The sequence below is a fragment of the Streptomyces sp. NPDC103540 genome (assembly GCF_055584445.1).
The window spans coordinates 398,021-424,439 of record NZ_JBVJMA010000004.1 but is presented as its reverse complement, the minus strand read 5'-3'; the positions used below and the strand labels follow the sequence as shown (position 1 = coordinate 424,439).

Sequence of the window (26,419 nt, the reverse complement as noted above, 5' to 3'; positions counted from 1 at the left end):
CATGACCACCACCCCCACCGAGCAGTTCGCCGACCTGTCGGCGACCACCCTGCTGCGGTTCGCGACCGCCGGTTCCGTCGACGACGGCAAGTCCACGCTGGTGGGCCGGCTGCTGCACGACTCCAAGTCGGTGCTGAGCGACCAGATGGAGGCCGTCGAGGCCGTCTCCGCCCAGCGCGGCCAGGAGGCCCCGGACCTGGCCCTCCTCACGGACGGCCTGCGCGCCGAGCGCGAGCAGGGCATCACCATCGACGTGGCCTACCGCTACTTCGCCACCGCCCGGCGCCGGTTCATCCTCGCCGACACCCCCGGGCACGTGCAGTACACCCGCAACATGGTCACCGGCGCCTCCACGGCCGACCTGGCCGTGGTCCTCGTCGACGCCCGCAACGGCGTCATCGAGCAGACCCGCCGGCACGCCGCCGTCGCCGCCCTGCTGCGCGTCCCGCACGTGGTCCTCGCCGTGAACAAGATGGACCTCGTCGGCTACGAGGAGAAGGTCTTCGCGAAGATCGCGGAGGAGTTCACCGCGTACGCCTCCGACCTCGGCGTCCCCGAGATCACGGCCATCCCGATCTCGGCCCTGGCCGGGGACAACGTGGTCGAGCCGTCCGCGAACATGGACTGGTACGGCGGCCCGACCGTCCTGGAGCACCTGGAGACCGTCCCGGTCAGCCACGACCTGACGGCCTGCCCGGCCCGCTTCCCCGTCCAGTACGTGATCCGCCCGCAGTCGGCGGAGCACCCCGACTACCGCGGCTACGCGGGCCAGATCGCCTCCGGCGTCCTGCGCGTCGGCGAGGCCGTCACCGTCCTGCCGTCGGGCCGCACCTCGGTCATCGAGGGCATCGACGCCCTGGGCGAGTCCGTGGACATCGCCTGGGCGCCGCAGTCGGTGACGCTGCGCCTGAAGGACGACATCGACATCTCGCGCGGCGACCTGATCGCGCCGACGGCGAGCGCGCCGGCCGGCACGCAGGACGTGGTCGCCACCGTCTGCCACGTGGCCGACCAGCCGCTGGCCGTGGGCGCCCGGGTGCTGATCAAGCACACCACGCGCACGGTCAAGGCCATCGTCAAGGAGATCCCCTCGCGGCTGACCCTCGACGACCTCTCCCAGCACCCGAACCCCGGGCAGCTCGTGGCCAACGACATCGGCCGGGTCGTCGTCCGCACCGCCGAGCCCCTCGCGCTCGACGCGTACGCCGACTCGCGCCGCACCGGGTCCTTCCTGCTGATCGACCCGGCCGACGGCACCACCCTGGCGGCGGGCATGGCGGGCGAGTCCTTCGCCTCGCGTGCCGAGACCACCGTCCAGGCCGACGAGGAAGGGTGGGACTTCTAGACCATGCTCGCCGACATCTACTCCACCTTCGCGAAGGAGGGCGGCCGCGTGGGCAGCGGCGTCCTCGGCAGCGGCCAGGGAGGGGTGGCGCGATGTGCGCGATGACGTACGCGCACCGCTCGCGCGCCCTCACCCCCCACCAGCCGTACCTGTCCTTGCTCACGAAACGAAGACGTGCGTCATGACGCCATGACGCGACGAGAGGAACCCCTCCCGTGCCTGCCACCGGTACCACCGCCAAGACCCTGCGCCGCGGCCTCGTCGCCGCCGCCGCCCTGCCGCTGCTGATCGGTGCCCTCGCCTCGTGCGGCTACGGCTCCGAGGCCGCGAAGGACGAGCCCAAGGGCAAGGCCGACAGCGCCGCCCCCGCCGCGGACGGCGCGAAGAAGCTCTCCGCCTCCGAGGTCCGCATCGGGTACTTCCCGAACCTGACCCACGCCACCGCGCTCGTCGGCCTCCAGGAGGGCCTGATCGAGAAGGAACTGCAGGGCACCAAGATCAAGCCGCAGTCCTTCAACGCCGGCCCCTCCGAGATCGAGGCCCTCAACGGCGGCTCCCTCGACATCGGTTTCATCGGCCCCTCGCCGTCGATCAACGGCTACGTCAAGTCCAAGGGCTCGAACCTGCGGATCATCTCCGGCTCCGCCTCGGGCGGCGTGAAGCTCGTCGTGAACCCGGACAAGATCAAGACCCTGGACGACCTCAAGGGCAAGAAGATCGCCACCCCGCAGAAGGGGAACACGCAGGACGTCGCGTTCCTCAACTGGATCAACGAGAAGGGCTGGAAGGTCGACCCGGAGTCCGGCAAGGGTGACGTCTCCGTCGTCCGCACGGACAACAAGGTCACCCCGGACGCCTTCAAGCAGGGCTCGATCGACGGCGCCTGGGTGCCGGAGCCCACGGCCTCCAAGCTCGTCTCCGACGGCGGCAGCGTCCTCCTCGACGAGACCGCCCTGTGGCCCGACAAGAAGTTCGTGATCACGAACATCATCGTGTCGCAGAAGTTCCTCAAGGAGCACCCGGACGTGGTCGAGGCCGTCCTCGCGGGCACGGTGAAGACCAACGAGTGGATCAACGCCAACCCGGAGAAGGCGAAGGCCTCGGCGAACGCCAGGCTCCAGGCGGAGAGCGGCAAGGCGCTGGACGCGAAGATCATCGACCCGGCCTGGCAGTCCATCCTCGTCACCGACGACCCGCTGGCGAGCACCCTGAAGACCCAGTCCGACTGGGCCGTCAAGGCCAAGCTCATCGAGGAGCCCGACCTCGCCGGGATCTACGACCTGAAGCCGCTCAACAAGGTCCTGAAGGCCGCCGGCAAGCCCGAGGTCTCCGACGCCGGTCTCGGCGCCAAGTAAGTCCGCAGTCCAGACCCCAGGAGGTGACGACCATGGCCACCACGTTCGCCAAGGCTGCCGAGGGCACGACGGCGCAGGGAACGCACGCCGCCGCACGCATCGAGCACGTCTCGAAGTCCTTCACCGGCCCGGCCGGTACGCAGCTCGTCCTGGACGACATCAGCCTCGATGTCGCTCCCGGAGAGTTCGTCACCATCCTGGGGGCCTCGGGGTGTGGGAAGTCCACCCTGCTGAACCTCGTCGCGGGTCTCGACAAGCCGTCCGCCGGATCCATCGAGACCTCCGGCCGTCCCGCGCTCATGTTCCAGGAGCACGCCCTCTTCCCGTGGCTGACCGCGGGCAAGAACATCGAACTCGCCCTGCGCCTGCGCGGGGTCGCCAAGGCCGACCGCAGGCCGGAGGCCGAACGACTGCTGGAGCTGGTCCGCCTCGGCGGCGCGTACGGCAAGCGCGTCCACGAGCTGTCGGGCGGCATGCGCCAGCGCGTGGCCCTGGCCCGGGCCCTCGCCCAGGACAGCCGCCTGCTGCTGATGGACGAGCCCTTCGCGGCGCTCGACGCCATCACCCGTGACGTGCTGCACGGCGAACTCACCCGCATCTGGGCCGAGACCGGGCTGTCCGTCCTCTTCGTCACGCACAACGTGCGCGAGGCCGTGCGCCTCGCCCAGCGCGTGGTCCTGCTCTCCTCGCGGCCCGGCCGGGTCGCCAAGGAGTGGACCGTGGACATCCCCCAGCCGCGCCGCATCGAGGACGCGGACGTCGCGGAGCTGTCCCTTGAGATCACTGAACACCTGCGTGGGGAGATCCGCCGCCATGGCCAGCACTGACACCACCGCGAAGGCCACGGCCAAGCACGACGACCTGGCCGGTCTGGAAGCCGGCCTCGACGCCCTCGACGCGGTCCAGACCCACCGGACGCCGGTCCGGGAGGTCTTCACCAAGAAGGTCCTGCCCCCGCTGCTCGCCGTCGGCCTCGTGCTGGTGGTGTGGCAGATCCTCGTCACGGCGAAGGTCACCGACGAGACCAAGCTGCCCGCCCCCTCCGCGGTCTGGGACAGCCTGTCCGAGATGTGGCTCAAGGGCACCCTGCTGGAGGTCATCTGGACCAGCGTCTCGCGCGGTCTGCTCGGCTTCCTGCTGGCCCTGGCCATCGGCACCCCGCTCGGGCTGCTGGTCGCCCGGGTGAAGTTCGTCCGCGCGGCCATCGGCCCGATCCTCCAGGGCCTCCAGTCGCTGCCCTCGGTGGCCTGGGTGCCCCCGGCCGTCCTGTGGTTCGGCCTGAACGACGCCATGATGTTCACGGTGATCCTGCTCGGCGCGGTCCCCTCCATCGCCAACGGCCTCGTCTCCGGCATCGACCAGATCCCGCCGCTGTTCCTTCGGGCCGGCCGCACCCTGGGCGCCACCGGACTGAGCGGCGCCCGGCACGTGGTCATGCCCGCCGCGCTCCCCGGCTACCTCGCCGGCCTCAAGCAGGGCTGGGCCTTCTCCTGGCGCTCCCTGATGGCCGCCGAGATCATCGCCAGCTCCCCCGACCTCGGCCTCGGCCTCGGTCAGCTGCTGGAGAACGGCCGCAACAACATCGACCTGCCCGGCGTGTTCCTCGCGATCCTGCTGATCCTGGTCGTCGGCATCGCCATCGACCTGCTGATCTTCAGCCCGGTCGAGCGGTGGGTGCTGCGCAGCCGCGGCCTGCTGGTCAAGAGCTGAGTCGGCTCCCGTGTCCCGCGCACTTCTGGTCATCGCCCACGGCAGCCGCGATCCGCGGCACGCCGCGACCGTGTCCGCCCTCGTCGGGCGGGCGCGGGCGCTGCGCCCCGGGCTGCGGATGGAGACGGCCTTCCTGGACTTCAACGCCCCGACGGTCCCGCAGGCGCTGGCCTCGCTGTACCTGTCCGGCGTACGGGAGGTCGTGGCCGTCCCGCTGCTGCTGACGCGTGCCTTCCACGCCAAGGCGGACATCCCGGCGGTGCTCGCGGAGTCGACCTCCCGCCTGCCGGGCGTCTCGGTGCGGGTGGCGGAGGTCCTCGGGCCCTCGCCGCTGCTGGTCGGCGCCCTGGAGCGCCGCCTCGCCGAGGCCGGCCTCACCCCCGCCGACCGGGCCGACACCGCCGTGGTGCTCGCGTCCGCCGGCTCATCGGACCCGGAGGCGATCGCAGTGATCGCTGAAATCGCGCGGGAGTGGCGGCACACCGGTTGGTGCGCCGTGCGGCCTGCGTTCGCCTCCGCCGCTCTGCCCCGTACGGAGGACGCCGTACGGGCCCTGCGCGCCGAGGGCGCCCGTCGGGTGGCCGTGGCCCCCTACGTCATCGCCCCCGGCCGGCTCCCGGACCGCATCGCGGCGGGCGCCGCGGCGGCCGGCGCCGACGTGGTGGCCGACGTCCTGGGCGACGCCCCGGAACTGGCCCGCCTCCTGCTGCGCCGCTTCGACGCGGCGCCGCGGCGCGTGCCCCTGCTGGCCACGGCCTGACCCGCCCCGGGCGGACCACCGGAAGACCCCCCGCCCCCATGCGTACGCGCGTGGGGCAGGGGGTCTTCCGGTTCTAGGAACGCGCCGCGGCCTCGTCGGCGAGGGCGGTCAGGTCGCCGATCGACATCGCGCCCGGCGGCAGGCCCTCGCGGGCGAAGATGTTCGCGGCGTGGCGGAGGGTGTCGTTCACCGGGGTGGGGACCGCGTGCAGCCGGCCCAGCAGGGAGATCTCCCCGTTGAGGTAGTCGGCCTCCACCGAGCCCGTGCCGCGGGCCAGGCTCTGCCAGGAGGAGCCGCCGCGCACCCCGGCGGGCGGGACCACCCGGCCCTCACGGGCCCGCGCCTGCTCCTCCTGCGAGGTGTGGGCGATGCCGGCCGCCGCGTAGGCGGCCTCGGCCTCCCGGATCGCCCGCAGCAACAGCGCCGCCTTCGCCGGGTCGGGCTCGGGGCCGGTGGTGGCCTGGATGGCGTTGCCCAGGTTCCCCAGCAGCTTCGCGTGCTTCCAGCGCATGACGTCCTCGACGACGGGCGCGGCGAAGCCCGCCTTCTCCAGGTCGATCGCGATCTCGCGGACGCGCCGGTCGGTCCCCCCGGCCGCCTTCCCCAGGTGCAGGATCCCGGTCAGCGGGGCGCACAGCGCCTCGACGACGCCGGGCTCCAGGAAGCTCGCGGGGAGCCAGACGCACACCCCGTACACGCGCGCGAAGCGCCGCAGGGCGAGGCGTTCGCTCTCCACGCCGTTCTGCGCGCACAGCAGCGGCAGCCGCTGCGCCGCCGTACCGCCGCCGGCGACCTCGGCGTCGCCCCAGGTGTCGAGGGCGGCGACGGCGTCCTGGGTCTTGACGGCCAGCAGCAGGACGTCGTCGGGGCGCAGTTCGCCGAGTTCCGCCGGGCCGGTGACCACGGGGAGGCGGTGGACGCGCGTGCCGGCGGCGGTGGTGAGCCGCAGCCCGTCGGCGCGCAGGGCCTCGGCGTGCGCGCCGCGCGCGACGAGGACGACCTCCCGGCCCGTGTCCGCGAGTCGTCCGCCGATGGTCGCGCCGATCGCTCCGGCGCCGATGACGATGTAACGCATGATCAGAGCCTGACACATCGCCCGGGCCGACCCGGGGTCGGGGCGCCTTCGGGGTGGACGCGGGGCGGCGTCGCAGGGCGTGGGCGAGCAGGCGTCGGGGGGGCGTGGGCGAGCAGGCGTCGGGCGGGGTCAGTCCCGCGTCAGTTCGACCAGTTTCGCGACGGTGTTCCAGTTGCGGGTGGTGACGTCGAGGCCCTTGACCACGGCGGGTCGGGCCAGCGCCTCGGCCAGCTTCGAGCGGCCGAGGCCGTCGGGGGCGTAGAGGTAGAGGACGCGGTCGCCGACGCGGAACTCCTCGGGGAGGAAGGCCCGCGCGTCGAGGGCGGCGAACCGCTCGGGGTCGGGCTGTCGCGAGAAGAAGGTGGCGTGCAGCTGCCGGCCCTCCAGTTCGGCGGCCGGGAAGGGGCAGGCCTCGGCGACGGCGCGCAGGTGGGGGCCGTCGACGACCAGGCAGGCGACCCGGAAGCCGAAGTGGGCCTCGATGGCCGTCTCCAGCTCCCGGGCCAGCGCCCCCGGGTCCGCGCGCTCGGCCGTGAAGACGGCGTTGCCGCTCTGGAGGTAGGTCTTCACGTCGCGGTGGCCGAGCCCCTCCAGTACGGTCCTCAGCTCCGCCATCGGCACCTTCTTGTTGCCGCCGACGTTGATGCCGCGCAGCAGCGCCGCGTACGTGGTCCTCGTGCTCGGGTTCGTCATGGCAGCAGCGTAGGAGCCCCCTGTGACAGTTCGGCCTCGATGAGGTCGGCGGCCGCCCGGGTGCCGCCCTCGGCGGCCATCTGCGCGCGGACGGCCTCGGCGCGTACGGCGACCTCGGGGTCGGCGAGCAGTTCCAGGACGGCCGCCTTGAGGGTGGCGGCGTCGGCGCGTTCCATCGGGACGTGCCGGGCGACGCCGAGGGAGGCGAGGACGTCGGCGTTGCCGAACTGGTCGACGGCCTGCGGTACGGCGACCATCGGCGTGGCGGTGGCGAGGCCCTCCTTGCTGCCGCCGGCGCCCGCGTGGGTGATGAAGGCGTCGGCCTGGCGCAGTACGTCGAGCTGGGGGACCCAGCGGTGGACCTCGACGTTGTCGGGGACCTCGCCGAGTTCGGCCTCGTCGGTGAACCTGCCGATCTGGAGGACGACGTGCCAGTCGGGCAGGCCGCCGAAGGCCTCGACGCAGGCGCGGTAGAAGGCGGGCTGCTTGGTGAAGGTGGAGCCGAGCGAGACCAGCAGCACCTTCCTGCCCTCGGCGGAGGCGGGCCGGTCCCAGGTGCCCCGGTTGGCGGCGCGGTCGCTCTGGCAGGCGCCGACGAAGGTGTACACGGACGGGTCGACGCGGTCGGCGTGGGGCTGGAGGGCGCGCGGGATGAGCACGATGCTGCGGCGCGGCCGTCCCTGGAAGCGGTCGACCTGGTCGCCGAGGCCGTTCTCGGTGAGCCAGGCCGCGAACCGGGCGTAGTAGGCCTGTCCGCGCTCGGAGGCCTTGAGGGGGGCGAACATCGGCTCGGCCACCTCCTGCTCGTAGCCCTCCCAGGCGACCAGGTTCGGGGAGAGGGAGACGGCGGGGACGCCCCAGCGGTGCGCGAGGACGGGGGCGGGGTAGGAGGTGATGTCGTGCAGGACGAGGTCGGGTTCGTCGCCCTCGAAGGCGGCGGCGAGGTGCGGGAGCGCCTGGATCGCGTCGTGGAGGAAGGGCTCCAGGTTGTCGATGAGTTCGGTGCCCCAGGCCTCCGGCTCGTCGTCGGTGGGGAGCGTGGAGGTGTAGATCACCGGGGTCGCCCCGGTCTCGGCGATCTCGTCGGCGAAGGAGGCGGGGATGGCGTAGCTGACGCGGTGTCCGCGGGCGACGAGTTCCCGGATCACCTCGATGCTGGGGTTGACGTGCCCGTGGGCGGCGATGGAGAACATCGCGATGTGGGCGGGCCGGGTGGGCTCGGGGGAAGGCGTGCCTGAGGTCATGCCGCCACCATAACGAGACGATACGTCTCGTACAACTCCATTTTCGCGACCGCCTCCGACCCGCTCCCCGCGCCCCGCCCGCTCCGGGCGGGACCGGCCGGTCGCGCGGGGCCGGCCGGTCGCGCGGGGCCGGCCGGTCGCGCGGGGCCCGGATGCGAGACTGTGCGCACTGATCGGCATCCGGCGAAGGACGAGACGGGCGGCATGGACGAGGCGCGGGCCAGGGACGTACTGACGGAGGCCGGACTGACCGGTCCCGGCGCGAAGGCCGAGTTGCTCGCCTTCGGCGAGAACGCCGTCTTCGCCATCGGCGACCTGGTGGTGAAGGTCGGCCGGGAGGCGGGGCTGCTGGAACGGGCCGGGCGCGAGGTGGCCGTGGCCGGCTGGCTCGCCGCCGAGGGCGTCCCCGCGGTCCGCGCGGCCGAACCGGCGCCCCGCCTGGTCGACGGACACCCCGTGACCCTGTGGCACCGGCTGCCGGACGCCGTGCGCCCGGCCGGCCCCGAGGACCTCGCCGCCCTGCTCGGGGTGCTCCACGCACTGCCCGCGCCGCCGTTCGCGCTGCCCGCCCGGGACCTGCTGGGCGGGGTCGAGCGCTGGCTGCGGCTGGCCGGCGACCACGTGGACCCCGAGGACGCCCGCTACCTGCGGGCCCGGCGCGACGCCTACGCCGGCGAGGTCGCCGCGCTCGCCCCACACCTGGAGCCGGGCCCGATCCACGGCGACGCCCTGCCCCGCAACGTGCACGTCGGCCCGGACGGACCCGTCCTGGTCGATCTGGAGACCGTCTCGGGCGACCTGCGCGAGCACGACCTCGTCGTGATGGCCCTGTCCCGCGACCGGTACGGCCTGCCCGATTCCGCCTACGAGGCCTTCGTCACGGCGTACGGGTGGGACGTGCGCGCGTGGGAGGGCTGCGCGCTCCTGCGCGGCGCCCGCGAGACGGCGAGCTGCGCCTGGGTCGCCCAGCACGCGCCGGGCAACCCGAAGGCACGGGCCGAGTTCCGCCGCCGCGTGGCCTCGCTGCGCGACGGGGACGCCGAAATGCGCTGGCACCCCTTCTGAGACTGCGCTACCAAGGGTGCGTGAAACTGCGCCTCTCCCTCCACCGGGCCCGACTCGGCCCGGAGGAGTTCAACGTCATCCGCCCGGCCCGGCCCCCGGCCCGGGCCCTGCTGCTCGACGCCGGCTGGTGGCTGGGGGCGTACGTCGACCAGGACGCGGCCCGGCTCCTGGCCGGACTGTGGAGCCTGGCGGCCACCTCGCCGCGCTCCCTGATCCACCTGCCGCTGCGGGGAGCCCCCCACACCCCCGGGGAGCGCCCGCTCGACCTCGTGCTGCTCCACCGCTCGTTGCGGTTCGCGCCCTCCCGGTGGAAGGAGGTCCGCGCGCGGCTGGGCCCGGCGCGACCGCGGACGGTCGAACTGCCCGGGCCCTCGTGGGAGGCGCGGGACGACGGCCCCGCCCCCGGCCACTGGGACGACCGGGACGACTTCCGCCAACACGTCCACGCCGACACGCTCTTCATGACGGGCACCCCGCGGGCCTTCCGGGACTCGGCGCCCCTGTTCGCCGACGTCGCGGGGCAGGGCCCCGGCCGCGCGCTCGCCTTCCCCGACCGGCACTACTGCCAACGGCTGTACCCCTGCCACAGGGGCTCGGGCAACCGCGAGCTCCACATCGAGTACCGGCACCGGTGGGCCCCCGCCGCGTCGGCGTCCGATCCGCGGTCCTCCACCCCGCGATAGCCCCGGCGGGAGGAGCCGCCCACGCCGGTACAGCGGCTACGCCGGTACGAGGTCCCGCAGCGGCCACGCCGTGTCGATGACCGCGTCCGCGCTGCCCTGCCGGCGCAGGTACGACTGGAAGTCCCGGGCCCAGCGGGCGTGCCAGGTGCCCTGCCGGTCGTGGAGGTCCGCCGGGGTCAGGTCGGCCACCTCGGGGTACCGGGCGGCCAGGGCCCGCGCCACCTGCACCGCCGCCAGCGCGTCGGCGCCCGCGTCGTGCGCGGCGTCCAGGGTGACCCCGTAGACCCCGCACACCGCCTCCAGCGTCCGCTTGCCGCGCCGGTAGCGGTCGACGGCCCGGTCGATGGTCAGCGGGTCGATCACCGGCCCCGTCTCGGCGCCGCCCAGCCGGTCGGCCAGCGAGGGCAGCCCGTGCCGGGCCAACTCCGCCGTCAGCAGCGTCAGGTCGAAGGCCGCGTTGTACGCGACCACCACCGCGCCGGCGCGCCAGTGCCCGACCAGGGCCCGCGCCACCTCCTCGGCCACCTCCCGCACCGGGCGGCCCTCGGCGACGGCCCGCGCCGTGCTGATCCCGTGGATGGCGGACGCCTGCTCCGGGATCGGTATGCCCGGGTCCGCGAGCCAGCCGCGCCGCTCGCGCACCTCGCCGCCCCGCACCTCGACCACCGCGGCCGTCACGATCCGGGACTCCCCCGGCTCCGTGCCGGTGGTCTCCAGGTCGAATCCGATCAGTGCTCCCCCGTGCCACGCCCCCATGAAGCGCCCTCCCCCGTGTGTCGGTCTACGCGTTTCAGCGTGCCACGCGCCACTGACACCCCGACCGCCGGGGCCGACGGAGGCCGCCCGGGGAACCGCCGGGGACTCCCCGGGGGGGGTCACGACACCGGCCTGGAGTCCTCCCACACCGACTCGAACTCCTCCCGGTAGGTGGTGAACAGTCCGTGGTCGGCGTCCTTGGGGACCCCGCGCCCGCCCCCGCGCAGGACCAGCACCGGCGACTCCATGCCCCGGGCCCGGCGCAGGTACGACTGGACCACCGCGATCCCCGAGGACTCCCCCTCCACCAGGTAGGCGGTGAAGCGCGGGGTCTCGTCGAAGACGTGGATGTCGAAGCGCGAGGGGTCCCGGAGCCCCGCCCGCACCCGACGCACGTGCAGGATGTTCATCTCCACCGACCGGCTCAGCTCGCCCTTGCGCAGGCCCAGCTCCCGCTCGCGCCGTTTGACGGCGCTGCTCGCCGGGTTCAGGAACAGCAGCCGGACCCGGCAGCCCGCCTCGGTCAGCCGGACCAGGCGGCGCCCGGAGAAGTTCTGCACCAGCAGGTTGAGGCCTATCCCGATGGCGTCCAGCCGGCGCGCGCCCCCGAAGAGGTCCTCCGCCGGGAGCTGCCGCTGGAGCCGCACCCGGTCGGGGTGGACCGAGATGACGTCCGCGTAGCGGTCCCCGACCAGGTCCTCGACCGCGTCGATGGGCAGCCGGTTCGCCGACGGGCTGCCCGATCCGGCCCCGAGGACCTCCAACAGTCGCGCCGAGGCCCGCTCGGCCTGTTCCAGGACCGCCCGCGACAGGGCACGGTTGCGGGAGACCACGTTGCGGGTGACCTCCAGCTCGTCGAGGGCCAGCTCGATCTCGCGACGGTCGTCGAAGTACGGCTCGAAGCACGGCCAGTGTTGGACCATCAGCTCCCGCAGCTGCGGGAGCGTGAGGAAGCTGAGCACGTTGTCGTCGGCCGGGTCGAGGAGGTAGCCCTTGCGGCGGCTGACCTCGCGGACGGCCACCGCCCGCTGCACCCACTCCTGGCCGGCGGGACCGGCGGCGGCCACCACCCAGTCGTCGCCGCCGTGCACCGGCTCGTAGACCGGACGCAGCACGGCGCCGACCACGGACCGCAGCCGCTGTTCGATGAGGTTCAGCCAGATGTACGCACGACCGGCACGCTGGGCCCGTGTCCGGACCTCGCTCCACGCGTCCGCGCCCCAGTCCAGCTCGGCGCCGGCGCGCGCGTCGCCGGCCGTCGGTGCGGTCAGCGACACCGTCCCGGCCGCCACCGCCCCGGACACACCCCCAGGGGCGTCCGCCGGGCCACCCTCGTGACCGCTGTCACCAGGGGGCAGCTCCAGACCTCCCGAGCTCACCCGTGCACCGCCTTCTGCGTCTGGACGCCCGTCTCCAGTGATCACGGAAGGGTACTCCGCGCGCGCGTCCCGATGCAGCCCGAAGTCGCCCCCGGGTGACCCTACGGCCCGCGGGCGGACAGTCCGTTGACTCATTATGTGATGCCCCGACAGTCGGTTGAACCGATGGTCGGCTATCCGGGTCACCCGGCAGGAGCAACCCAAGTTCCCGCGTGCGGGCCGTCTTTCGGGGAAGATCTGGCAGTGACGTGATCCACGCCGGATCAGGCGCGAGAAGGATGGGAAGTGGCGTTCTCGATGCAGGTCTGGCCGGGACAGGCGTATCCCCTGGGTGCCACCTACGACGGCGCCGGCACCAACTTCGCGGTCTATTCGGAGGCCGCGCGCAGGATCGAACTGTGCCTGCTGCACGACGACGGCTCGGAGACGGCCGTAGAACTGCGCGAGACGGACGCCTTCGTCCGGCACGCCTACCTGCCCGGGATCATGCCGGGCCAGCGCTACGGCTTCCGGGTGCACGGACCCTACGAGCCCGAGCGGGGGCAGCGCTGCAACGCGGCGAAGCTGCTCCTGGACCCGTACGCACGGGCCATCAGCGGCGGCGTGCGCTGGGGTGAGGAGGTCTACGGCTATCACTTCGGCCGTCCGGACTCGCGCAACGACCTGGACTCGGCTCCGCACACGATGAGTTCGGTCGTCGTGAACCCGTACTTCGACTGGGCCAACGACCGGCCGCCGCGCCACGAGTACCACCACACGGTGCTCTACGAGGCGCACGTCAAGGGATTGACGATGCGTCATCCCGAACTGCCGGAGGAACTGCGGGGCACCTACGGGGCCCTGGCGCATCCGGCGGTGATCGGGCACCTGACGAAGCTCGGCGTGACGGCGCTGGAGCTGATGCCGGTGCACCAGTACGTCAACGACCACCGCCTGGTCAACGACGGGCTCAGCAACTACTGGGGCTACAACACCATCGGCTTCTTCGCCCCGCACAACGGCTACGCCTCGGGCGACCGGGGGCAGCAGGTGCTGGAGTTCAAGTCGGCGGTGCGGGCGCTGCACGAGGCGGGGATCGAGGTGATCCTCGACGTGGTCTACAACCACACGGCCGAGGGCAACCACCTGGGGCCGACGCTGTCCTTCCGGGGGCTGGACAACGCCTCGTACTACCGGCTGGCGGACGACCCCCGGCACTACACGGACACCACCGGCACGGGGAACTCCCTGCTGATGCGTTCCCCGCACGTTCTCCAGCTGATCATGGACTCACTGCGGTACTGGGTGACCGAGATGCACGTGGACGGCTTCCGCTTCGACCTGGCGGCCACGCTGGCCCGACAGTTCCACGAGGTGGACCGGCTCTCCTCGTTCTTCGACCTGGTGCAGCAGGACCCCGTCGTCAGCCAGGTGAAGCTGATCGCCGAACCCTGGGACCTGGGCGAGGGCGGCTACCAGGTGGGCAACTTCCCGCCGCTGTGGACCGAGTGGAACGGCAAGTACCGCGACACGGTGCGGGACCTGTGGCGCGGACAGCCGCGCACCCTGGCCGAGTTCGCGGGCCGGTTGACCGGCTCCTCCGACCTGTACCAGGACGACGGACGCCGCCCCCTGGCCTCGGTCAACTTCACGACGTGCCACGACGGCTTCACCCTCCACGACCTCGTCTCGTACAACGAGAAGCACAACGAGGCCAACCGGGAGGGCAATCGGGACGGCGAGACGCACAACCGGTCCTGGAACTGCGGGGTGGAGGGCCCCACCGAGGACCCGGAGGTGCGGGAGCTGCGCGAGCGCCAGATGCGGAACTTCACCGCCACGCTGATGCTCTCCCAGGGGGTGCCGATGCTGAGCCACGGCGACGAGTTCGCGCGCAGCCAGGACGGCAACAACAACGCCTACTGCCAGGACAACGACCTGTCGTGGGTGACCTGGCCCGAGCCGGGCAAACCCGCGCCCGCGCTGCTGGAGTTCACCCGGCGGATGGTGTGGCTGCGCCGCGACCACCCGGTGTTCCGCCGGCGGCGCTTCTTCCACGGCCGTCCCGTCGAGGGCACCCACGACGAGCTCTCCGACATCGCCTGGTTCACCCCGCACGGCGAGGAGATGCGGGCCCGGGACTGGCAGGCGCAGCACGCGAAGGCGTTGACGGTGTTCCTCAACGGCGAGGCCATCTCCGAGCCCGGCACGCGCGGGGAGCGGATCACCGACGACTCGTTCCTGCTGATGTTCAACGCGGGTGCCGAACCGCAGGAGTTCACCGTCCCGGTCGGGCACGGCGCGCACTGGCGGCTGGTCGTGGACACGGCGCGGGCCGAGGTGCCGCCACCCGGCACCGGACCGCAGTTCGCGGCCGGGGACCGGGTGGCGTTGACGGGACGGTGCCTGGTGGTGCTTCAGCGTCCGGCGTAGGCCGCGCTCTCCTTCGCGGCGGCGCGGTCCGCGGTGGGCGCCCCGGCCGTGGGCAGCGCGTGCGAGCGAGCGGCGGGCACGCGGGTGAACAGGGCCAGGCACAGGCAGAGCGCGGCGGCCGCGGTGACCACGGCGAAGGCCCCTGCGGGCCCGTACCGCTCGGCGAGCCGTCCGGCGAGGGCCAGGGAGACGGCCTGACCGGCGACGAGCGAACTGGCGGCGAAAGCCATGGACTCGGCGAGCCGGGCCGGCTCCACGGACCGCTCGGTGAGCGCGAACGCGGTGATCAGGTGCGGGGCGCAGGCGGCCCCCAGTACGGTGACGACGGCGTACAGGGGCAGCAGGCTGTCGGTGAAGACCAGCGGGACGGACAGGGCCAGTCCGGCGGCGGTGGCCAGGCGCCAGCGCAGCCGCAGCCCGAAGCGGGCGGGCAGCGCGCCCATCCCCAGGCCGACGGCGGCGCTGACCACGCCCATGGCGGCGTAGACCATGCCGGCCTGTCCGGGCACGCCCAGCCTGACGGTGAGGGCGGCGATGCCGGCCTGGCAGGCGCCGAACATGGCGCCCTGGAGGAAGAGGGAACCCCGCACGGCGTGGACGACGGCGGGCTGCCGCACCCGGCGGCCCGCGGGGCGTACGGGCGCGGGCGAGCCGGCGGTGACGGACGCGCTCGGGTGGAGGGCGAAGACGGTGCCGAACCCGGCCACGAGGGCGGCGGCCCCGGCGAGGGCGAAGGCCGGGTGCGCGAGGAGCGCGGCCATGCCCACCAGGGCGGGGCCGATGACGAACGAGACCTCGTCGAGGGTGCCTTCGAGGGAGTGGATGGCGCCCACGACCCCCTCGTCGGCCTTGGCCCGGTGGGCCAGCGCCACCGAACGGCTGCGGGCGAGCGGTCCGATCAGCGGGACGGAGGCGCCGGTGACGGCGCCGATGGCGGCCAGGGGAACCGTGGCGAGGTGGGAAAGGGCCCCGGCGACGAGCGCGCCGGTGGCCACCGCGTTGACGGCGGCGGCGGCCAGGACGACGGTGCGCTGTCCGTGGCGGTCGGCCAGTCGGCCGAGGACGGGTCCGCAGACCACCTGGCCGGCGGAGAGGGTGCCACCGACGATGCCGGCGGTGGCGAGGGAGCCGCTGGTCTCGGCGACCAGCAGGACGCTCCCGAACTGGGACATCGCGACGGGCAGTCGGGCGAGGAAGGATATGAGCGGCAGGAGGGGCCCGGTCAGGGCGATGACTTTTCGATAGGTGTCGACGGTTCCAAACACCCGAGGAACACTAACGCGGTGCAGTCACCCGGATGCATTGGGTCATGGCACGGAATCGCGCGTACGGGGTACGTACGTTCTCATGACCCAGCAGTACTCCAGCAGGAAATCGGACCATGATGTTCCGAAAGCCGTCGTCCCGACGTCCACCTACCGTCTCCAACTGCACCCCGGGTTCCCCTTCGCGGCGGCCGAGGCGGCCGTACCGTACCTCTCCTCCCTCGGCGTGTCACACCTCCACCTCTCCCCCGTGCTGGAGGCGGTGCCCGGCTCCACGCACGGCTACGACGTCACCGACCACGCGCGGGTCCGGGCGGAGCTGGGCGGCGAGGACGGGCTGCGGGCGCTGGCCGCCACGGCGCGCGGGTACGGGCTCGCCCTGGTGCTCGACATCGTCCCGAACCACATGGCGGTCCCGACGCCGCTCCGGCTGAACCGGCCCCTGTGGGAAGTGCTGCGGGAGGGGCCGCACTCCCCGTACGCGCGCTGGTTCGACATCGACTGGGAGGCGGGCGGCGGACAGCTGCTGCTGCCCGTGCTCGGCGAACCGGCGCGGCCGGGCGACTGGACGGTCGACGCCGGGGCCGGGGTCCTGCGGCACGGCGGCCCGGGGGCGGCGGAGTTCCCGCTGCGCGCGGGCACCGAAAGCCTGCCGCTGCCGGAGCTCCTGGCCGCGCAGTGGTACCGCCCGGCGTGGTGGCGGGAGGCCCGTACCGGCCTGAACTACCGACGGTTCTTCACCATCTCCGACCTGATCGGGGTCAGGGTCGAGGACCCCGCCGTGTTCGCCGCCACCCACGCGAAGGTACTGGAACTGGTCCGCGACGGGGTGGTGCGGGGACTGCGGATCGACCACGTGGACGGGCTCGCGGACCCCGCCGGGTACCTGCGGCGGCTGCGGGCCGAGGCGGGGGACGACTGCTGGGTGGTGGTGGAGAAGATCCTGGCCCGCGAGGAGCGCCTCGCGCCCGACTGGCCGGTGGCGGGCACCACCGGCTACGACGCCCTGCACCGGATCGACGGCCTGTTCACCGACCCGCACGGCGCCGCCGAACTGGGCCGCGCGTACGGGCGGTTCACCGGACTGCCCGACTGGCGGGAGACGGCCGCCGCCGCCACCCGCGAGGTGCTGACCGTGGACCTGGCCGCCGAACTGGCCGCCCTGGAACGCCTGAGCGGGCCGGAACTGGCGAAGGCCGTACGTGAGTTGCTGATCGCGTATCCCGTCTACCGGCCCTACCCCGAGGGCCCCCTGCCCTCGCCCCCGACCCTGGACCGGGCCGCGGCCCGCGCCGGCGCGGAGGCGGTCGAGGCCGTACGCGACCTGCTGGCCCGGGACCCGGCCTTCGCCGCGCGCTTCGCCCAGACCTCGGCCGCGCTGCGCGCCAAGTCCCTGGAGGACCGGGCCTTCTACCGCTGGGCGCCGCTGCTGTCGGCCAACGAGGTCGGCGGGGAACCCGGCTCCCCGGCCGTCGACCCCGAGGAGTTCCACGCGTACTGCGCGCACCTGGAACGGCTCTGGCCCGCCTCCGGAACGGTCCTGTCCACGCACGACACCAAACGCAGCGCGGACGTACGGGCCCGCATCGCGGTCCTCTCCGAAGCCCCCGAGACCATGGACGCGGACCCGGCCCACCGGGCGCGCGGCGAGCGGCCCGCCACGGCCGGGGCGGACCCCCAGCTGCGCTGGGTGGCCCGGCAGAGCGCGCTCGGCCTCGGCGAGGCCCCCGAGCGGGCCGCCCGGCTGGCGGCGGCCCTGCTCAAGTCGGCCCGGGAGGCGGGGCTGCGCACCTCCTGGACCGACCCCGACGAGGCGTACGAGGCGGGCGTACCGGACCTGGTGCCCAAGACCCCGGCGGCGCCGGAGCCCGCCCTGGAACGCGCCGCCCGCGCCAACCTGCTCGGGGCCACCCTGCTGCACCTGGCCATGCCCGGCGTCCCCGAGGTCTACCAGGGCTCGGAGGCCGAGTACCGGGCCCTGGTGGACCCGGACAACCGCCGCCCGGCCGAGTTCCCCCGCGAGACGCTGACGGCCCTGGACGCGGGCACCTCCCCGCACGACACCTCCGGGGAGAAACTGGCCCTGACGGCGACCCTGCTGCGGCTGCGCCGCGACCGGCCCGCGCTCTTCCGGGGCTACGACCCGCTCCGCGCCGAGGGCCCGGCCGCGCACCACCTCGTCGCCTTCACCCGCTCCCCCGACCTGCTGGTGGCCGTCACCCGACTGTCCCACCGGCTGGCCGGCTCCGGCGGCTGGCGCGGGACCCGCCTGACCCTGCCCCCGGGCGACTGGCACCCCGTCACCCCCACCAGCGCGACGGCCCCCCACCGGGGCGACCTCCACGTGGCGACGCTCCTGGCCGACGGACCGGTGGGGCTGTGGATCCGTAGGTGAGCCGCAGGAGGCCGGGGCCGGGGCCGGGGCACACCCTCTTCGGGCCCGGTTCGCCTCCGGGGGCGCGCAAGTCGGCTCCAGGAGGGCGCACGTCCTCCTTATTGGGGCTCGTTCGCCTCCGGGGGCGCAGAAGTCGGCTCCAGGAGGGCGCACGTCCTCCCTTTTGGGGCTCGGTTCGCCTCCGGGGGCGCCGCAGTCGGCTCCAGGAGGGCGTACGTCCTCGAAAACGCTCGTTCCTCGCGTTTCCTCCGGGCGTTCGCCCTCCTTCGCCGACGCGCCCCCTTCGGCTCACTCGCCCGTGCGGGCTGCGGGGAGGGCGGCCTCGTGCTGCGCCAGCAGGCGCGCGAAGGCCGCCGCGGCGCCCGTCAGCGGGACCCGGGAGAAGACGGCGAGCGGCCGGTGCCACGGCGGGTCGAGCGTGAGCAGGGCGCAGTCCTCGCCGACCGCGCCGCGCGCCATGTGCGCCGGGGCCATCACGATCCCCACCCCGGCGGCGGCCATCCGCACCGCCGTCGAGGTGTGCTCCGTACGCACCACCGTGCGCGGCGTGAACCCCGCCGTCCCGCACGCCCAGTCCAGCACGGGCTGCCCCTGCACCAGCGGTTCCATCGCGCAACGGATCCAGTCCCGGCCCGCGAGCTCCGCGAGCCGCACCGCGCCGCGCCCGGCCAGCGGGTCGTCGAAGGGCACCACCACCACCAACTCCTCGCGGCCCAGAGGCACCACGGGCCCCGTCCACTCCTTGGGCTCCGGCCCCACCGCCAGGTCCGCGACGCCCCGCTCCAGTTGCTCCTCCAACGCCTCCGTGGACCCGTACTCGCGCAACACCAGGGACACCCCAGGGTGTTCGGCCCGCCAGCGCGCGGCGACCGCGGGGAGCATCCCGACGGCCACGGCGTGCACGGTGGCCAGGTGCAGCTCCCCGCCCACCGCGCCGGCCGCCGCCCGGGCCGCCCGCTGCGCCTGCCGGGCGCTGCGCACGGCGAGCTGCGCGTGCGGCAGGAAGGCCCGTCCCATCGCGGTGAGCCGCACCGCCCGGGGCAGCCGCTCCAACAACTCCCCTCCCACGGACCGCTCCAACGCCTTCACCTGGTGGGACAGGGCGGGCTGGGTGACGTGCAGGAGTTCGGCGGCGCGGGTGAACGAGGACTCCTCGACCACGGTGAGGAAGTACTCCATCTGACGCAGGCTCATGACCTGGGAGCATAAGGAACGTGCATGGCTCCGAGAAGATCATTGCGTTGGATCCGCGGCCTCGACCGTCGCAGGCTTGAGCCATGAACTCCACGGAGAACACCGGCGATCCGACCACCTTCGACGTCATCGTGATCGGCGGCGGCACCGGCGGCTACAGCACCGCCCTGCGCGCCGCCGCCCTGGGCCTGACCGTCCTGCTCGCCGAACGCGACAAGGTCGGCGGCACCTGCCTCCACCGGGGGTGCATCCCCAGCAAGGCGATGCTGCACGCGGCGGAACTCGTCGACGCGGTGACCGAGGCCCGGGAGCGGTGGGGGGTGCGGGCGAGCGTCGAGTCGGTGGACTGGGCCGCGCTGACGGCCACCCGCGACGACATCGTCTCGCGCAACCACAAGGGGGTCGAGGGCCACCTGGAACACGCCGGGGTGTTCGTGGTGCGCTCCGGGGCCCGGCTGACCGGCCCGCGCTCGATCCGCACCGAGGACGGCCGCTCCTTCACCGCCACCCGGGGGATCGTCCTCGCCACCGGTTCGCGCCCGCGCACCCCCACGGGTCTGGAGCCCGACGGGCACACGGTCGTGACCAGCGACGACGCCCTCTTCGCCCCGGGAATGCCGGCCTCGGTCCTGGTGCTGGGCGGCGGGGCGATCGGGGTGGAGTACGCCTCCTTCCACCGCTCGATGGGGGCCGCGGTCACGCTGGTGGAGGCGGCGGAGCGGCTGGTCCCGCTGGAGGACGCGGACGTCTCGCGGCACCTGGCGCGGGGGCTTCGCAAGCGGGGGATCGACATACGCACCGGGGCGCGCGTGGAGGGCGTCGAGCGGCTCGCGGCCGGCGGCGTACGGGCGAGCGTGCGCACGGAGCGCGGGGAGGTGCGGGAGGTCACCGCCGAACGGCTGCTGGTCGCGGTCGGCCGGGTTCCGGTGACCGACGGCCTGGACCTGGCCGCGGCCGGACTGACCACCGACGCGCGGGGGTTCGTCGCACCGGCGGACTGGTCCCGGTTGGAGACGGCGACGGCCGGCGTCCACGCGGTCGGCGACCTGCTGCCGCCGCCCTCCCTCGGGCTGGCGCACGCCTCGTTCGCGGAGGGGCTGCTGGTGGCGGAGACCCTGGCCGGGGTGGCGAGCGCCCCGGTGGACTACGCGGCGGTGCCGCGGGTGACGTACTCGACGCCGCAGACCGCGTCGGTGGGGCTGACGGAGGCGCGGGCCCGGGAGGCGTCGTACGACGTGGTGATGAACACGATGCCGCTGACGGCGGTGGCGAAGGGGATGGTGCACGGGCAGGGCGGCACGGTGAAGGTGGTCGCGGAACGCGGCGGCCGGGTCCTCGGGGTGCACCTGGTGGGGCCGCACGTGTCGGAGATGATCGCGGAGAGCCAGCTGATCGTGGGCTGGGACGCGGAGCCCTCGGACGTGGCCCGCCACGTCCACGCCCACCCGACCCTCTCGGAGGCGGTCGGGGAGGCCTTCCTGAGCCTGGCGGGCCGGGGACTGCACCAGCGGTAGTTCGCTGCCTTTCGGATCGGGCCGGATCGGACCGGATCAGGTCGGATCGGGCCGCGGCGCGTCCGACGGGAACGTCGCGAGGCCTCCCCCGGCCCGGCGGGCCCGGGGAGACCCCGTGGCGCCGGGCGTCGCGGGCCCGACCCGATACGAAAGGCACGGCCCGGGCCGCTCCGGACGGCGATCGGCGCGCCCTCGCGCGGTAGTCCGCCGGTCGGGCGGGCATGGCATGGGGTGTGACCCTCCTCCGTGACATGCGCTACCCCAGCCCCCGCGAACTCGCCCTGGCCGCACACGCCCTGGCGGACGAGCATCCCGGGCTCGTACGGCTCCGTCAGGCCGGGACCTCCCGGGCGGGGCGACCGCTGTGGCTGCTCAGCGTCGCCCGGCGGCGCGGCGTCCGGCCGCGCGAGGTGCTCGTGGTCGCCGGGGCCCACGCCAACGAGCCCGTCGGCGGGGCGACCGCCCTGGGCCTCGCCCGCCGGGTGATCCGGGCGGGCGGGAGCGACGCCGGGTGGCACTTCCTGCTCTGCGCCGACCCCGACGGGGCCGACCTCCACCGCACCCCGCGCCCGCGCTCGCTGGCCGACTACCACCGCAACTTCTTCCGGCCGCCCGGTCCCGAACAGCCGGAGTGGGCGCCGTCGTTACTGACCCCGGACCGGCTCCCGCCCGAGACGCTCGCGCTGGGCGCGCTCATCGACGAACTGCGGCCCGTCCTCCAGGTCTCCCTGCACGGGACGGACCTCGGCGGGTCCTGGGTGCAGCTGACGCGGGACATCCCGGGCCTCGCCGAGCCCTTCGGGATCTCCGCCGCCGAGCTGCGGATCCCGGTGGAGACCGGGGCCTCGGACGCCGCCGGCTGGACCTCCCCCGGGCCCGGGATCTACGTCATGCCGGAGCGGGACCGGCCGTCCGGGGCCTTCCACCCGGAGGACGTCCGGCTCAGCACCTGGTACCGCGCCCACCGGCACCAGGGCACCACCGCGATCGTCGAGGTGCCCATGTGGGCCTCCGACCGGGTGGACGACCCCGCTCCGCACCCCGACCCCCGGGGCGCGCTCAGGATGCTCGCGGAGCGGCTCGTCGAGGAGTCCGCGCGGGTGGCGCGCCTGCGGGGCGGCGCCCGGGGGGCCGGGCCGGGGGTCGCGTTGCTGCGCGCCGTGGACTGGACCCTGGGGTTGATCCCCGCGGTGGCCGCGCAGTGGACGGGCGCCGGGGCGCCGACGGAGGCCACGGCGGCGTCCATCGGCAGCATCGACGCCTTCGGGCGGCGGCTGTCGCTGCGCGCGGCCGCGATGCTGCTGCGGGTGCTGCGGGCGGAGGGGCACCCGGCGGCGCCCGGCTTGGACCGGCTCGTGACGGGGTGGTGCGAGGAGTTCGCGGACCGCTTCCAGGCCCGGTGGGTACCGGTGGCCACGCAGGTCGAGCACCAGTCGCGGACGGTGCTGGCGGCGTACGGGCGGTTGAACGACCGCGACCGGCCGCTCGAATGAACCGCCGTCGAGGCGAACGCCGCCCGGGAGGCGCCGGGCGGCGTTCGGGCGTCCGGGAGAAAGTTTAACGAGACGAGACGTCTCGTCTTGACAATGTCCCGCCGCATGATCCACACTGGGGACATGAGCGAGACGAAACGTCTCGCCCTACCGAACGGGAGCCCGCATGCGCACCTCAGCCACACCCACCGACCGCGTCTGGTTCATCACCGGTGCCGGCCGGGGTCTCGGCCGGGCCTTCGCCGAGGCCGCGCTCGCGGCGGGCGACCGGGTGGCCGTCGCGGCGCGCACCCTCGCCCCCTTGGAGGAGCTGGCCGCCGCCCACCCGGGGCGGGTCCTGCCCCTCGGACTCGACGTCACCGACCGGGAGGCGGTCTTCGCGGCGGTCGCCCGGGCCGTCGACCACTTCGGACGGCTCGACATCGTCGTCAACAACGCGGGCGCGCTGGCGATGGGCATGGTCGAGGAGTTCACCGAGGCCGAGGCCCGCGCCCAGTTCGACCTCAACTTCTTCGGCGCCCTGTGGGTGAGCCAGGCCGTGATGCCGACCCTGCGGGCGCAGGGCTCGGGACACATCGTGCAGATCTCCAGCATCGGCGCCCTCGCGGGCTTCGCCGGCACCGGCCTCTACAGCGCGAGCAAGTTCGCCCTGGAGGGCATGAGCGAGTCCCTCGCCATGGAGGCGGCCGCCTTCGGCGTGAAGGTGAGCATCGTCCAGCCCGGCGGCTACTGGACCGGCCTCTACACCGCGATGAGCAACACGAACCCCCTGGACGCCTACGGACCGCTCCGCGAGGAGCTGGCCCGCCAGTACGCCGAGGGCTCCGTCGACAGCGACCCGAGCCTCGCCGCCCGCGCGTTGCTGACCCTCGTCGACAGCGAGGAGCCGCCGAGCCGCCTGCTGCTGGGCAGCATGGTCTACGACGTCGCCTTCGACGTGTCACGCCGCCGCATGGAGACGTGGGCGGCCTGGGAGGAGGTCAGCCGCGCGGCGGAGCACGCGATCCCCGCGCCGGCCGCCGGGGCCTGAGCCGGCTACACCGGCCAGGAGTAGCGCCGCTTGGGCCGGGAGTCCGCGCCGAGCCGGTCGTAGAAGGCGATCGCCCCTTCGTTCCAGTCGGGCGTCTGCCATTCGACGCGGGCCAGGCCGCGCTCCCGGGCGAGGTCCGCGACGCCCGCCGTCAGGGCAGCGCCGAGGCCGTGGCCCCGGGCCTCCTCCGCGAGGTAGAGGCAGTCCATGTGCAGGTAGGGGGCGGCGTCCCAGAAGGAGAACTCCTCGGAGCAGGCCGCGTATCCGACCACCGCGCCCCGGGGGTCCTCGGCCAACAGGACCCACAGCCGGGGCGAATCGGCGAACAGCAGCGGGGCGAGCCGGTCGGCGAGGCCGTCGGGGCGGGGCGCGGCCCGCTCGAAGGCGATGTGCTCGTGGACGAGCTCGACCAGGCGGGGGAGGTCCTCGGGGCGGGCGGGGCGGACGACGGGTGTACGGGTCATGGGCCCATCCTGGGGCTCGGCCATCCCGCGCGCCGCCGTCGGGGCCCCGACTCCCGCGCGCACCGCACGCTCGCACCGCACCCCGGCCACGCGACCTTGCGACGGAACGGGACCCCGCCCCGCGGCGGCTCAGTGCGCGCTGAGCCGGAAGTTCATGTGTCCGAAGCCGATCTGGTCGCCGTCGCGGACGACGGCCGACCCGGTCACCCGCCGGCCGTTGACGGTGGTGCCGTTGGTGGAGCCCAGGTCCGTCAGGATCCACGCGCCGTCGCGCAGGCCCAGCTCGGCGTGGGCCCGCGAGACCGTCTCGTGGCTGAGCCTCAGGCCGTTGCCCGGGTCCCGGCCGATGCGCAGCGGACCCGTCGCGGGGTGCGGCAGCAGCAGCTTGGGCAGGCGCTCCACGTGCCAGGCGCGGCGGACCCCCGCGGACACGGCGGAGGCACGACCCACCCAGCCGAACAGCCGACGGCTCCACGGCCCTTCGGCGCCGGCGGGGCCCTCGCGCGTGCGCAGGTCGGCGAGCAGCACGGCGAGGTCCTCGGAGCGGCGGGCCACGAGCGCGAGTTCCATGCGGCGCAGGAAGGTGTCGTGCGAGAGCCTGCCCAGGGCGGCACCCTCCCTGAGCTGCCCGAGCGCCCGGTCGCGCTCGGCGTCGGAGACCCGCGGGGCGGGGTGTGCGGGGAACTCGAAACTCGACGTCACAGGGTGATTGTCGGCCCGTCGGGTGCGGAGTGTCCAGAACTCCCCCGGCGTCGGCGGAATGATGGGCACGATACGCATGCTGGACACCGCCGGAGACGAGGGGACCGTCCGTGCAGTTCGAGGTCTGGGCACCGCTGACAGGTCGGGTCGCCATGCGACTGAACGACACCTCCTACGAGATGACACCGGACCCGGGACCGGACCGTCGGGGCTGGTGGCACGTCGACGCCCCGGCGCGCGACGGCGACCGGTACGGGTTCCTGCTGGGCGACGACCCCGTCGCGCGCCCCGATCCGCGCGGGCGCCGGCTGCCGGACGGCCCCGAGGGCCTGTCGGCCGTGGTCGACCTCGCCGCCCTGACCCCCACCTCCCCGGGACCGCGCACCCCGCTCCAGGACGCCGTGCTGTACGAGCTGCACGTCGGCACCTTCACCGCGGAGGGCACCTTCGACGCGGCGGCCGAGCGCCTGCCGCACCTGGCCTCGCTGGGGGTGACGCACGTGGAGCTGATGCCGGTGTGCCCCTTCCCGGGCCGGCACGGCTGGGGCTACGACGGGGTGGCGCCCTGGGCGGTGCACGAACCGTACGGGGGCCCGGCCGGTCTCGCCCGGTTCGTGGAGGCCGCGCACACGGCGGGGCTGGGCGTGGTGCTGGACGTGGTCCACAACCACCTGGGGCCCTCCGGCAACCATCTGCCCGCCTTCGGGCCGTACTTCACCGACACCCACCACACGCCCTGGGGCGCGGCGGTGAACCTGGACGCGCCCGGCTCGGACGAGGTCCGCGCGTACCTGATCGGCAGCGCGCTGGCCTGGCTGCGGGACTACCGGATCGACGGGCTGCGGCTCGACGCGGTGCACGCGTTGGCCGACGGGCGGGCGCTGACCTTCCTGGAGGAGCTGGCGGCGGCGGTGGACGAGCTGGCGGTGGAGAGCGCGCGGCCGTTGTTCCTGATCGCCGAGTCTGATCGGTGCGACCCCCGCCTCACCACGGCCCGCGCGGCCGGCGGGCTGGGCGTGCACGCCCAGTGGAACGACGACTTCCACCACGCCCTGCACTGTGCGCTGACCGGCGAATCGCAGGGGTACTACGCGGACTTCGCGCTCGCCCCGCTCGGCGCCCTCGCCAAGACCCTGACCCGGGCCTTCTTCCACGACGGAGGCTGGTCCTCCTTCCGGGGGCGCACGCACGGCCGGCCCGTGGACCGCCGGCGGACCCCCGCGCACCGGTTCCTGGGCTACACGCAGACCCACGACCAGGTCGGCAACCGGGCCCTCGGCGACCGGCCCTCCGCCTCCCTGTCCCCGGGCCTGTTGGCCTGCGCGGCGACGGTGGCGCTGACGGGGCCGTTCGTGCCCATGCTGTTCATGGGCGAGGAGTGGGGGGCGCGGACCCCGTGGCAGTACTTCACCGACCATCCCGACCCGGAGCTGGCGGAGGCGGTCCGCACGGGCCGGCGGCGGGAGTTCGCGGCGCACGGCTGGAAGGCGGAGGAGGTTCCCGACCCGCAGGACCCGGCGACCCGCGACCGCTCCGTCCTGGACTGGTCGGAGCCCGGTACGCAGCCGCACGCCCGGCTGGCGGACTGGTACCGGACCCTGGTGGCGCTGCGCCGCTCCCAGCCGGACCTGCGCGATCCGGACCTGGCGGCGGTGCGGGTCGCCCACGACGAGGAGCGGCGCTGGCTGACCTTCCGACGCGGCGACGTCCGGGTGGCGGTGAACCTGTCGCCCGAGCCGGTGACCATCGCGCTGGGGCGCAACGGGGTGCGGGTGCTGGCCGCCTGGGAGCCGGTCGAACATCCGGGCGCGGACGGGCGGATCCACGTACCGGGCGAATCGGCGGTGGTCCTGGGGCCGTAGGCCGTGGTGCGCCGGGCGCCGGC

21 protein-coding genes and 1 pseudogene are annotated in these 26,419 nt (G+C 74.1%); 13 read left to right on the top strand and 9 right to left on the bottom strand.

All coding sequences use genetic code 11. The features are described 5' to 3' along the window. The first annotated feature begins 1 nt into the window (after position 1). From ACZ6ZI_RS12695 to ACZ6ZI_RS12675, 5 genes are all read left to right on the top strand, one after another. Entirely contained in the window at positions 2-1,345 is a 1,344-nt protein-coding gene (locus ACZ6ZI_RS12695; protein WP_469519294.1) for a sulfate adenylyltransferase subunit 1, read from the top strand. Positions 1,346-1,560: 215 nt separating this feature from the next. Further along, the gene (locus ACZ6ZI_RS12690) at positions 1,561-2,700 is read left to right on the top strand and encodes an aliphatic sulfonate ABC transporter substrate-binding protein (RefSeq protein WP_469519292.1); all 1,140 of its coding nucleotides are present in this window, start codon (positions 1,561-1,563) and stop codon (positions 2,698-2,700) included. A gap of 32 nt (positions 2,701-2,732) precedes the next feature. Next, complete coding sequence (locus tag ACZ6ZI_RS12685; protein WP_469519288.1) at positions 2,733-3,527, top strand: ABC transporter ATP-binding protein; 795 nt, start codon at positions 2,733-2,735, stop codon at positions 3,525-3,527. Continuing rightward, positions 3,514-4,410, top strand: a complete 897-nt coding sequence (locus ACZ6ZI_RS12680) for an ABC transporter permease (protein WP_363052964.1) — start codon at positions 3,514-3,516, stop codon at positions 4,408-4,410. Before ACZ6ZI_RS12685 ends, ACZ6ZI_RS12680 begins: the two co-directional genes overlap by 14 nt. Before the next feature lie 10 nt (positions 4,411-4,420). Then, complete coding sequence (locus tag ACZ6ZI_RS12675) at positions 4,421-5,170, top strand: sirohydrochlorin chelatase (RefSeq protein WP_363052963.1); 750 nt, start codon at positions 4,421-4,423, stop codon at positions 5,168-5,170. Between the two features lie 73 nt (positions 5,171-5,243). Here ACZ6ZI_RS12675 and ACZ6ZI_RS12670 read toward each other — a convergent pair whose 3' ends face one another. The 3 genes and pseudogenes from ACZ6ZI_RS12670 to mgt all read right to left on the bottom strand — a co-directional run bounded on the left by ACZ6ZI_RS12670 (position 5,244) and on the right by mgt (position 8,223). Continuing rightward, positions 5,244-6,245, bottom strand: a complete 1,002-nt coding sequence (locus ACZ6ZI_RS12670; protein WP_469519284.1) for a ketopantoate reductase family protein — start codon at positions 6,243-6,245, stop codon at positions 5,244-5,246. Between the two features lie 129 nt (positions 6,246-6,374). After that, a complete protein-coding gene (locus ACZ6ZI_RS12665; RefSeq protein WP_469519281.1) occupies positions 6,375-6,938 on the bottom strand; it encodes a DUF1697 domain-containing protein in 564 nt (187 codons plus the stop codon). Further along, positions 6,935-8,223: pseudogene (mgt, locus tag ACZ6ZI_RS12660) on the bottom strand (macrolide-inactivating glycosyltransferase). Before mgt ends, ACZ6ZI_RS12665 begins: the two are co-directional and overlap by 4 nt. Positions 8,224-8,386: 163 nt before the next feature. Between mgt and ACZ6ZI_RS12655 the strand changes: the two are divergent. Both ACZ6ZI_RS12655 and ACZ6ZI_RS12650 read left to right on the top strand, forming a co-directional pair. Further along, positions 8,387-9,247 carry a phosphotransferase enzyme family protein gene (locus tag ACZ6ZI_RS12655; protein ID WP_469519594.1) on the top strand — a complete coding sequence of 287 codons (861 nt, stop codon included), beginning with the start codon at positions 8,387-8,389 and terminating at the stop codon, positions 9,245-9,247. A 20-nt stretch (positions 9,248-9,267) separates the two neighbouring features. Further along, a complete protein-coding gene (locus ACZ6ZI_RS12650; RefSeq protein ID WP_469519278.1) occupies positions 9,268-9,930 on the top strand; it encodes a hypothetical protein in 663 nt (220 codons plus the stop codon). Between the two features lie 36 nt (positions 9,931-9,966). Here ACZ6ZI_RS12650 and ACZ6ZI_RS12645 read toward each other — a convergent pair whose 3' ends face one another. Beyond that, a complete protein-coding gene (locus ACZ6ZI_RS12645; protein WP_469519276.1) occupies positions 9,967-10,686 on the bottom strand; it encodes an exonuclease domain-containing protein in 720 nt (239 codons plus the stop codon). A 119-nt stretch (positions 10,687-10,805) separates the two neighbouring features. Beyond that, positions 10,806-12,065 (bottom strand): SAV2148 family HEPN domain-containing protein, encoded by a 1,260-nt coding sequence (locus ACZ6ZI_RS12640; RefSeq protein ID WP_469519274.1) that lies wholly within the window; start codon positions 12,063-12,065, stop codon positions 10,806-10,808. Positions 12,066-12,362: 297 nt separating this feature from the next. On the opposite strand from ACZ6ZI_RS12640, the gene glgX reads away from it, so the two are divergent. Beyond that, positions 12,363-14,477, top strand: coding sequence for a glycogen debranching protein GlgX (glgX, locus tag ACZ6ZI_RS12635; RefSeq protein WP_363053046.1), 2,115 nt, complete (start codon positions 12,363-12,365; stop codon positions 14,475-14,477). On the opposite strand, the gene ACZ6ZI_RS12630 is transcribed toward glgX, so the two are convergent. Next, a complete protein-coding gene (locus tag ACZ6ZI_RS12630) occupies positions 14,462-15,742 on the bottom strand; it encodes an MFS transporter (RefSeq protein ID WP_469519270.1) in 1,281 nt (426 codons plus the stop codon). The genes glgX and ACZ6ZI_RS12630 overlap by 16 nt on opposite strands. A gap of 82 nt (positions 15,743-15,824) precedes the next feature. Between ACZ6ZI_RS12630 and treY the strand changes: the two genes are divergently transcribed. Beyond that, positions 15,825-18,137 (top strand): malto-oligosyltrehalose synthase, encoded by a 2,313-nt coding sequence (treY, locus tag ACZ6ZI_RS12625; RefSeq protein ID WP_469519267.1) that lies wholly within the window; start codon positions 15,825-15,827, stop codon positions 18,135-18,137. Positions 18,138-18,425: 288 nt separating this feature from the next. Here the strand turns inward: treY and ACZ6ZI_RS12620 are convergent, their stop codons facing one another. Beyond that, positions 18,426-19,331, bottom strand: a complete 906-nt coding sequence (locus ACZ6ZI_RS12620) for a LysR family transcriptional regulator (RefSeq protein ID WP_469519264.1) — start codon at positions 19,329-19,331, stop codon at positions 18,426-18,428. Between the two features lie 83 nt (positions 19,332-19,414). Here ACZ6ZI_RS12620 and lpdA point away from each other — a divergent pair, with 83 nt between their 5' ends. The 3 genes from lpdA (at position 19,415) to ACZ6ZI_RS12605 (ending at position 23,368) form a co-directional block, all read left to right on the top strand. After that, on the top strand, positions 19,415-20,845 hold the full coding sequence (gene lpdA / locus ACZ6ZI_RS12615; protein WP_469519261.1) for a dihydrolipoyl dehydrogenase: 1,431 nt from the start codon (positions 19,415-19,417) through the stop codon (positions 20,843-20,845). A 233-nt stretch (positions 20,846-21,078) separates the two neighbouring features. After that, entirely contained in the window at positions 21,079-22,338 is a 1,260-nt protein-coding gene (locus tag ACZ6ZI_RS12610) for a M14 family zinc carboxypeptidase (RefSeq protein WP_469519258.1), read from the top strand. A gap of 166 nt (positions 22,339-22,504) precedes the next feature. Further along, positions 22,505-23,368 carry an SDR family NAD(P)-dependent oxidoreductase gene (locus ACZ6ZI_RS12605; protein WP_469519256.1) on the top strand — a complete coding sequence of 288 codons (864 nt, stop codon included), beginning with the start codon at positions 22,505-22,507 and terminating at the stop codon, positions 23,366-23,368. 5 nt (positions 23,369-23,373) lie between these two features. Here ACZ6ZI_RS12605 and ACZ6ZI_RS12600 read toward each other — a convergent pair whose 3' ends face one another. Both ACZ6ZI_RS12600 and ACZ6ZI_RS12595 read right to left on the bottom strand, forming a co-directional pair. Further along, positions 23,374-23,832: a GNAT family N-acetyltransferase gene (locus ACZ6ZI_RS12600; protein WP_469519253.1), complete on the bottom strand. Its 459-nt coding sequence runs from the start codon at positions 23,830-23,832 to the stop codon at positions 23,374-23,376. A gap of 129 nt (positions 23,833-23,961) precedes the next feature. After that, a complete protein-coding gene (locus ACZ6ZI_RS12595; protein ID WP_469519250.1) occupies positions 23,962-24,534 on the bottom strand; it encodes an FHA domain-containing protein in 573 nt (190 codons plus the stop codon). 110 nt (positions 24,535-24,644) lie between these two features. On the opposite strand from ACZ6ZI_RS12595, the gene treZ reads away from it, so the two are divergent. Continuing rightward, positions 24,645-26,396 (top strand): malto-oligosyltrehalose trehalohydrolase, encoded by a 1,752-nt coding sequence (gene treZ, locus ACZ6ZI_RS12590; RefSeq protein ID WP_469519247.1) that lies wholly within the window; start codon positions 24,645-24,647, stop codon positions 26,394-26,396. The last annotated feature ends 23 nt before the right edge of the window (positions 26,397-26,419 follow it).

What these genes read in the sequence shown, in the direction of transcription:
- ACZ6ZI_RS12680 (WP_363052964.1), top strand. Translation starts at nt 3,514, where the DNA reads ATGGCCAGCACTGACACCACCGCGAAGGCCACGGCCAAGCACGACGAC.
- treY (WP_469519267.1), top strand. Translation starts at nt 15,825, where the DNA reads ATGACCCAGCAGTACTCCAGCAGGAAATCGGACCATGATGTTCCGAAA.
- ACZ6ZI_RS12685 (WP_469519288.1), top strand. Translation starts at nt 2,733, where the DNA reads ATGGCCACCACGTTCGCCAAGGCTGCCGAGGGCACGACGGCGCAGGGA.
- ACZ6ZI_RS12620 (WP_469519264.1), bottom strand. Translation starts at nt 19,331, where the DNA reads ATGAGCCTGCGTCAGATGGAGTACTTCCTCACCGTGGTCGAGGAGTCC.
- ACZ6ZI_RS12645 (WP_469519276.1), bottom strand. Translation starts at nt 10,686, where the DNA reads ATGGGGGCGTGGCACGGGGGAGCACTGATCGGATTCGACCTGGAGACC.
- ACZ6ZI_RS12600 (WP_469519253.1), bottom strand. Translation starts at nt 23,832, where the DNA reads ATGACCCGTACACCCGTCGTCCGCCCCGCCCGCCCCGAGGACCTCCCC.
- ACZ6ZI_RS12665 (WP_469519281.1), bottom strand. Translation starts at nt 6,938, where the DNA reads ATGACGAACCCGAGCACGAGGACCACGTACGCGGCGCTGCTGCGCGGC.
- ACZ6ZI_RS12695 (WP_469519294.1), top strand. Translation starts at nt 2, where the DNA reads ATGACCACCACCCCCACCGAGCAGTTCGCCGACCTGTCGGCGACCACC.
- lpdA (WP_469519261.1), top strand. Translation starts at nt 19,415, where the DNA reads ATGAACTCCACGGAGAACACCGGCGATCCGACCACCTTCGACGTCATC.
- ACZ6ZI_RS12605 (WP_469519256.1), top strand. Translation starts at nt 22,505, where the DNA reads ATGCGCACCTCAGCCACACCCACCGACCGCGTCTGGTTCATCACCGGT.
- ACZ6ZI_RS12655 (WP_469519594.1), top strand. Translation starts at nt 8,387, where the DNA reads ATGGACGAGGCGCGGGCCAGGGACGTACTGACGGAGGCCGGACTGACC.
- glgX (WP_363053046.1), top strand. Translation starts at nt 12,363, where the DNA reads ATGCAGGTCTGGCCGGGACAGGCGTATCCCCTGGGTGCCACCTACGAC.
- ACZ6ZI_RS12670 (WP_469519284.1), bottom strand. Translation starts at nt 6,245, where the DNA reads ATGCGTTACATCGTCATCGGCGCCGGAGCGATCGGCGCGACCATCGGC.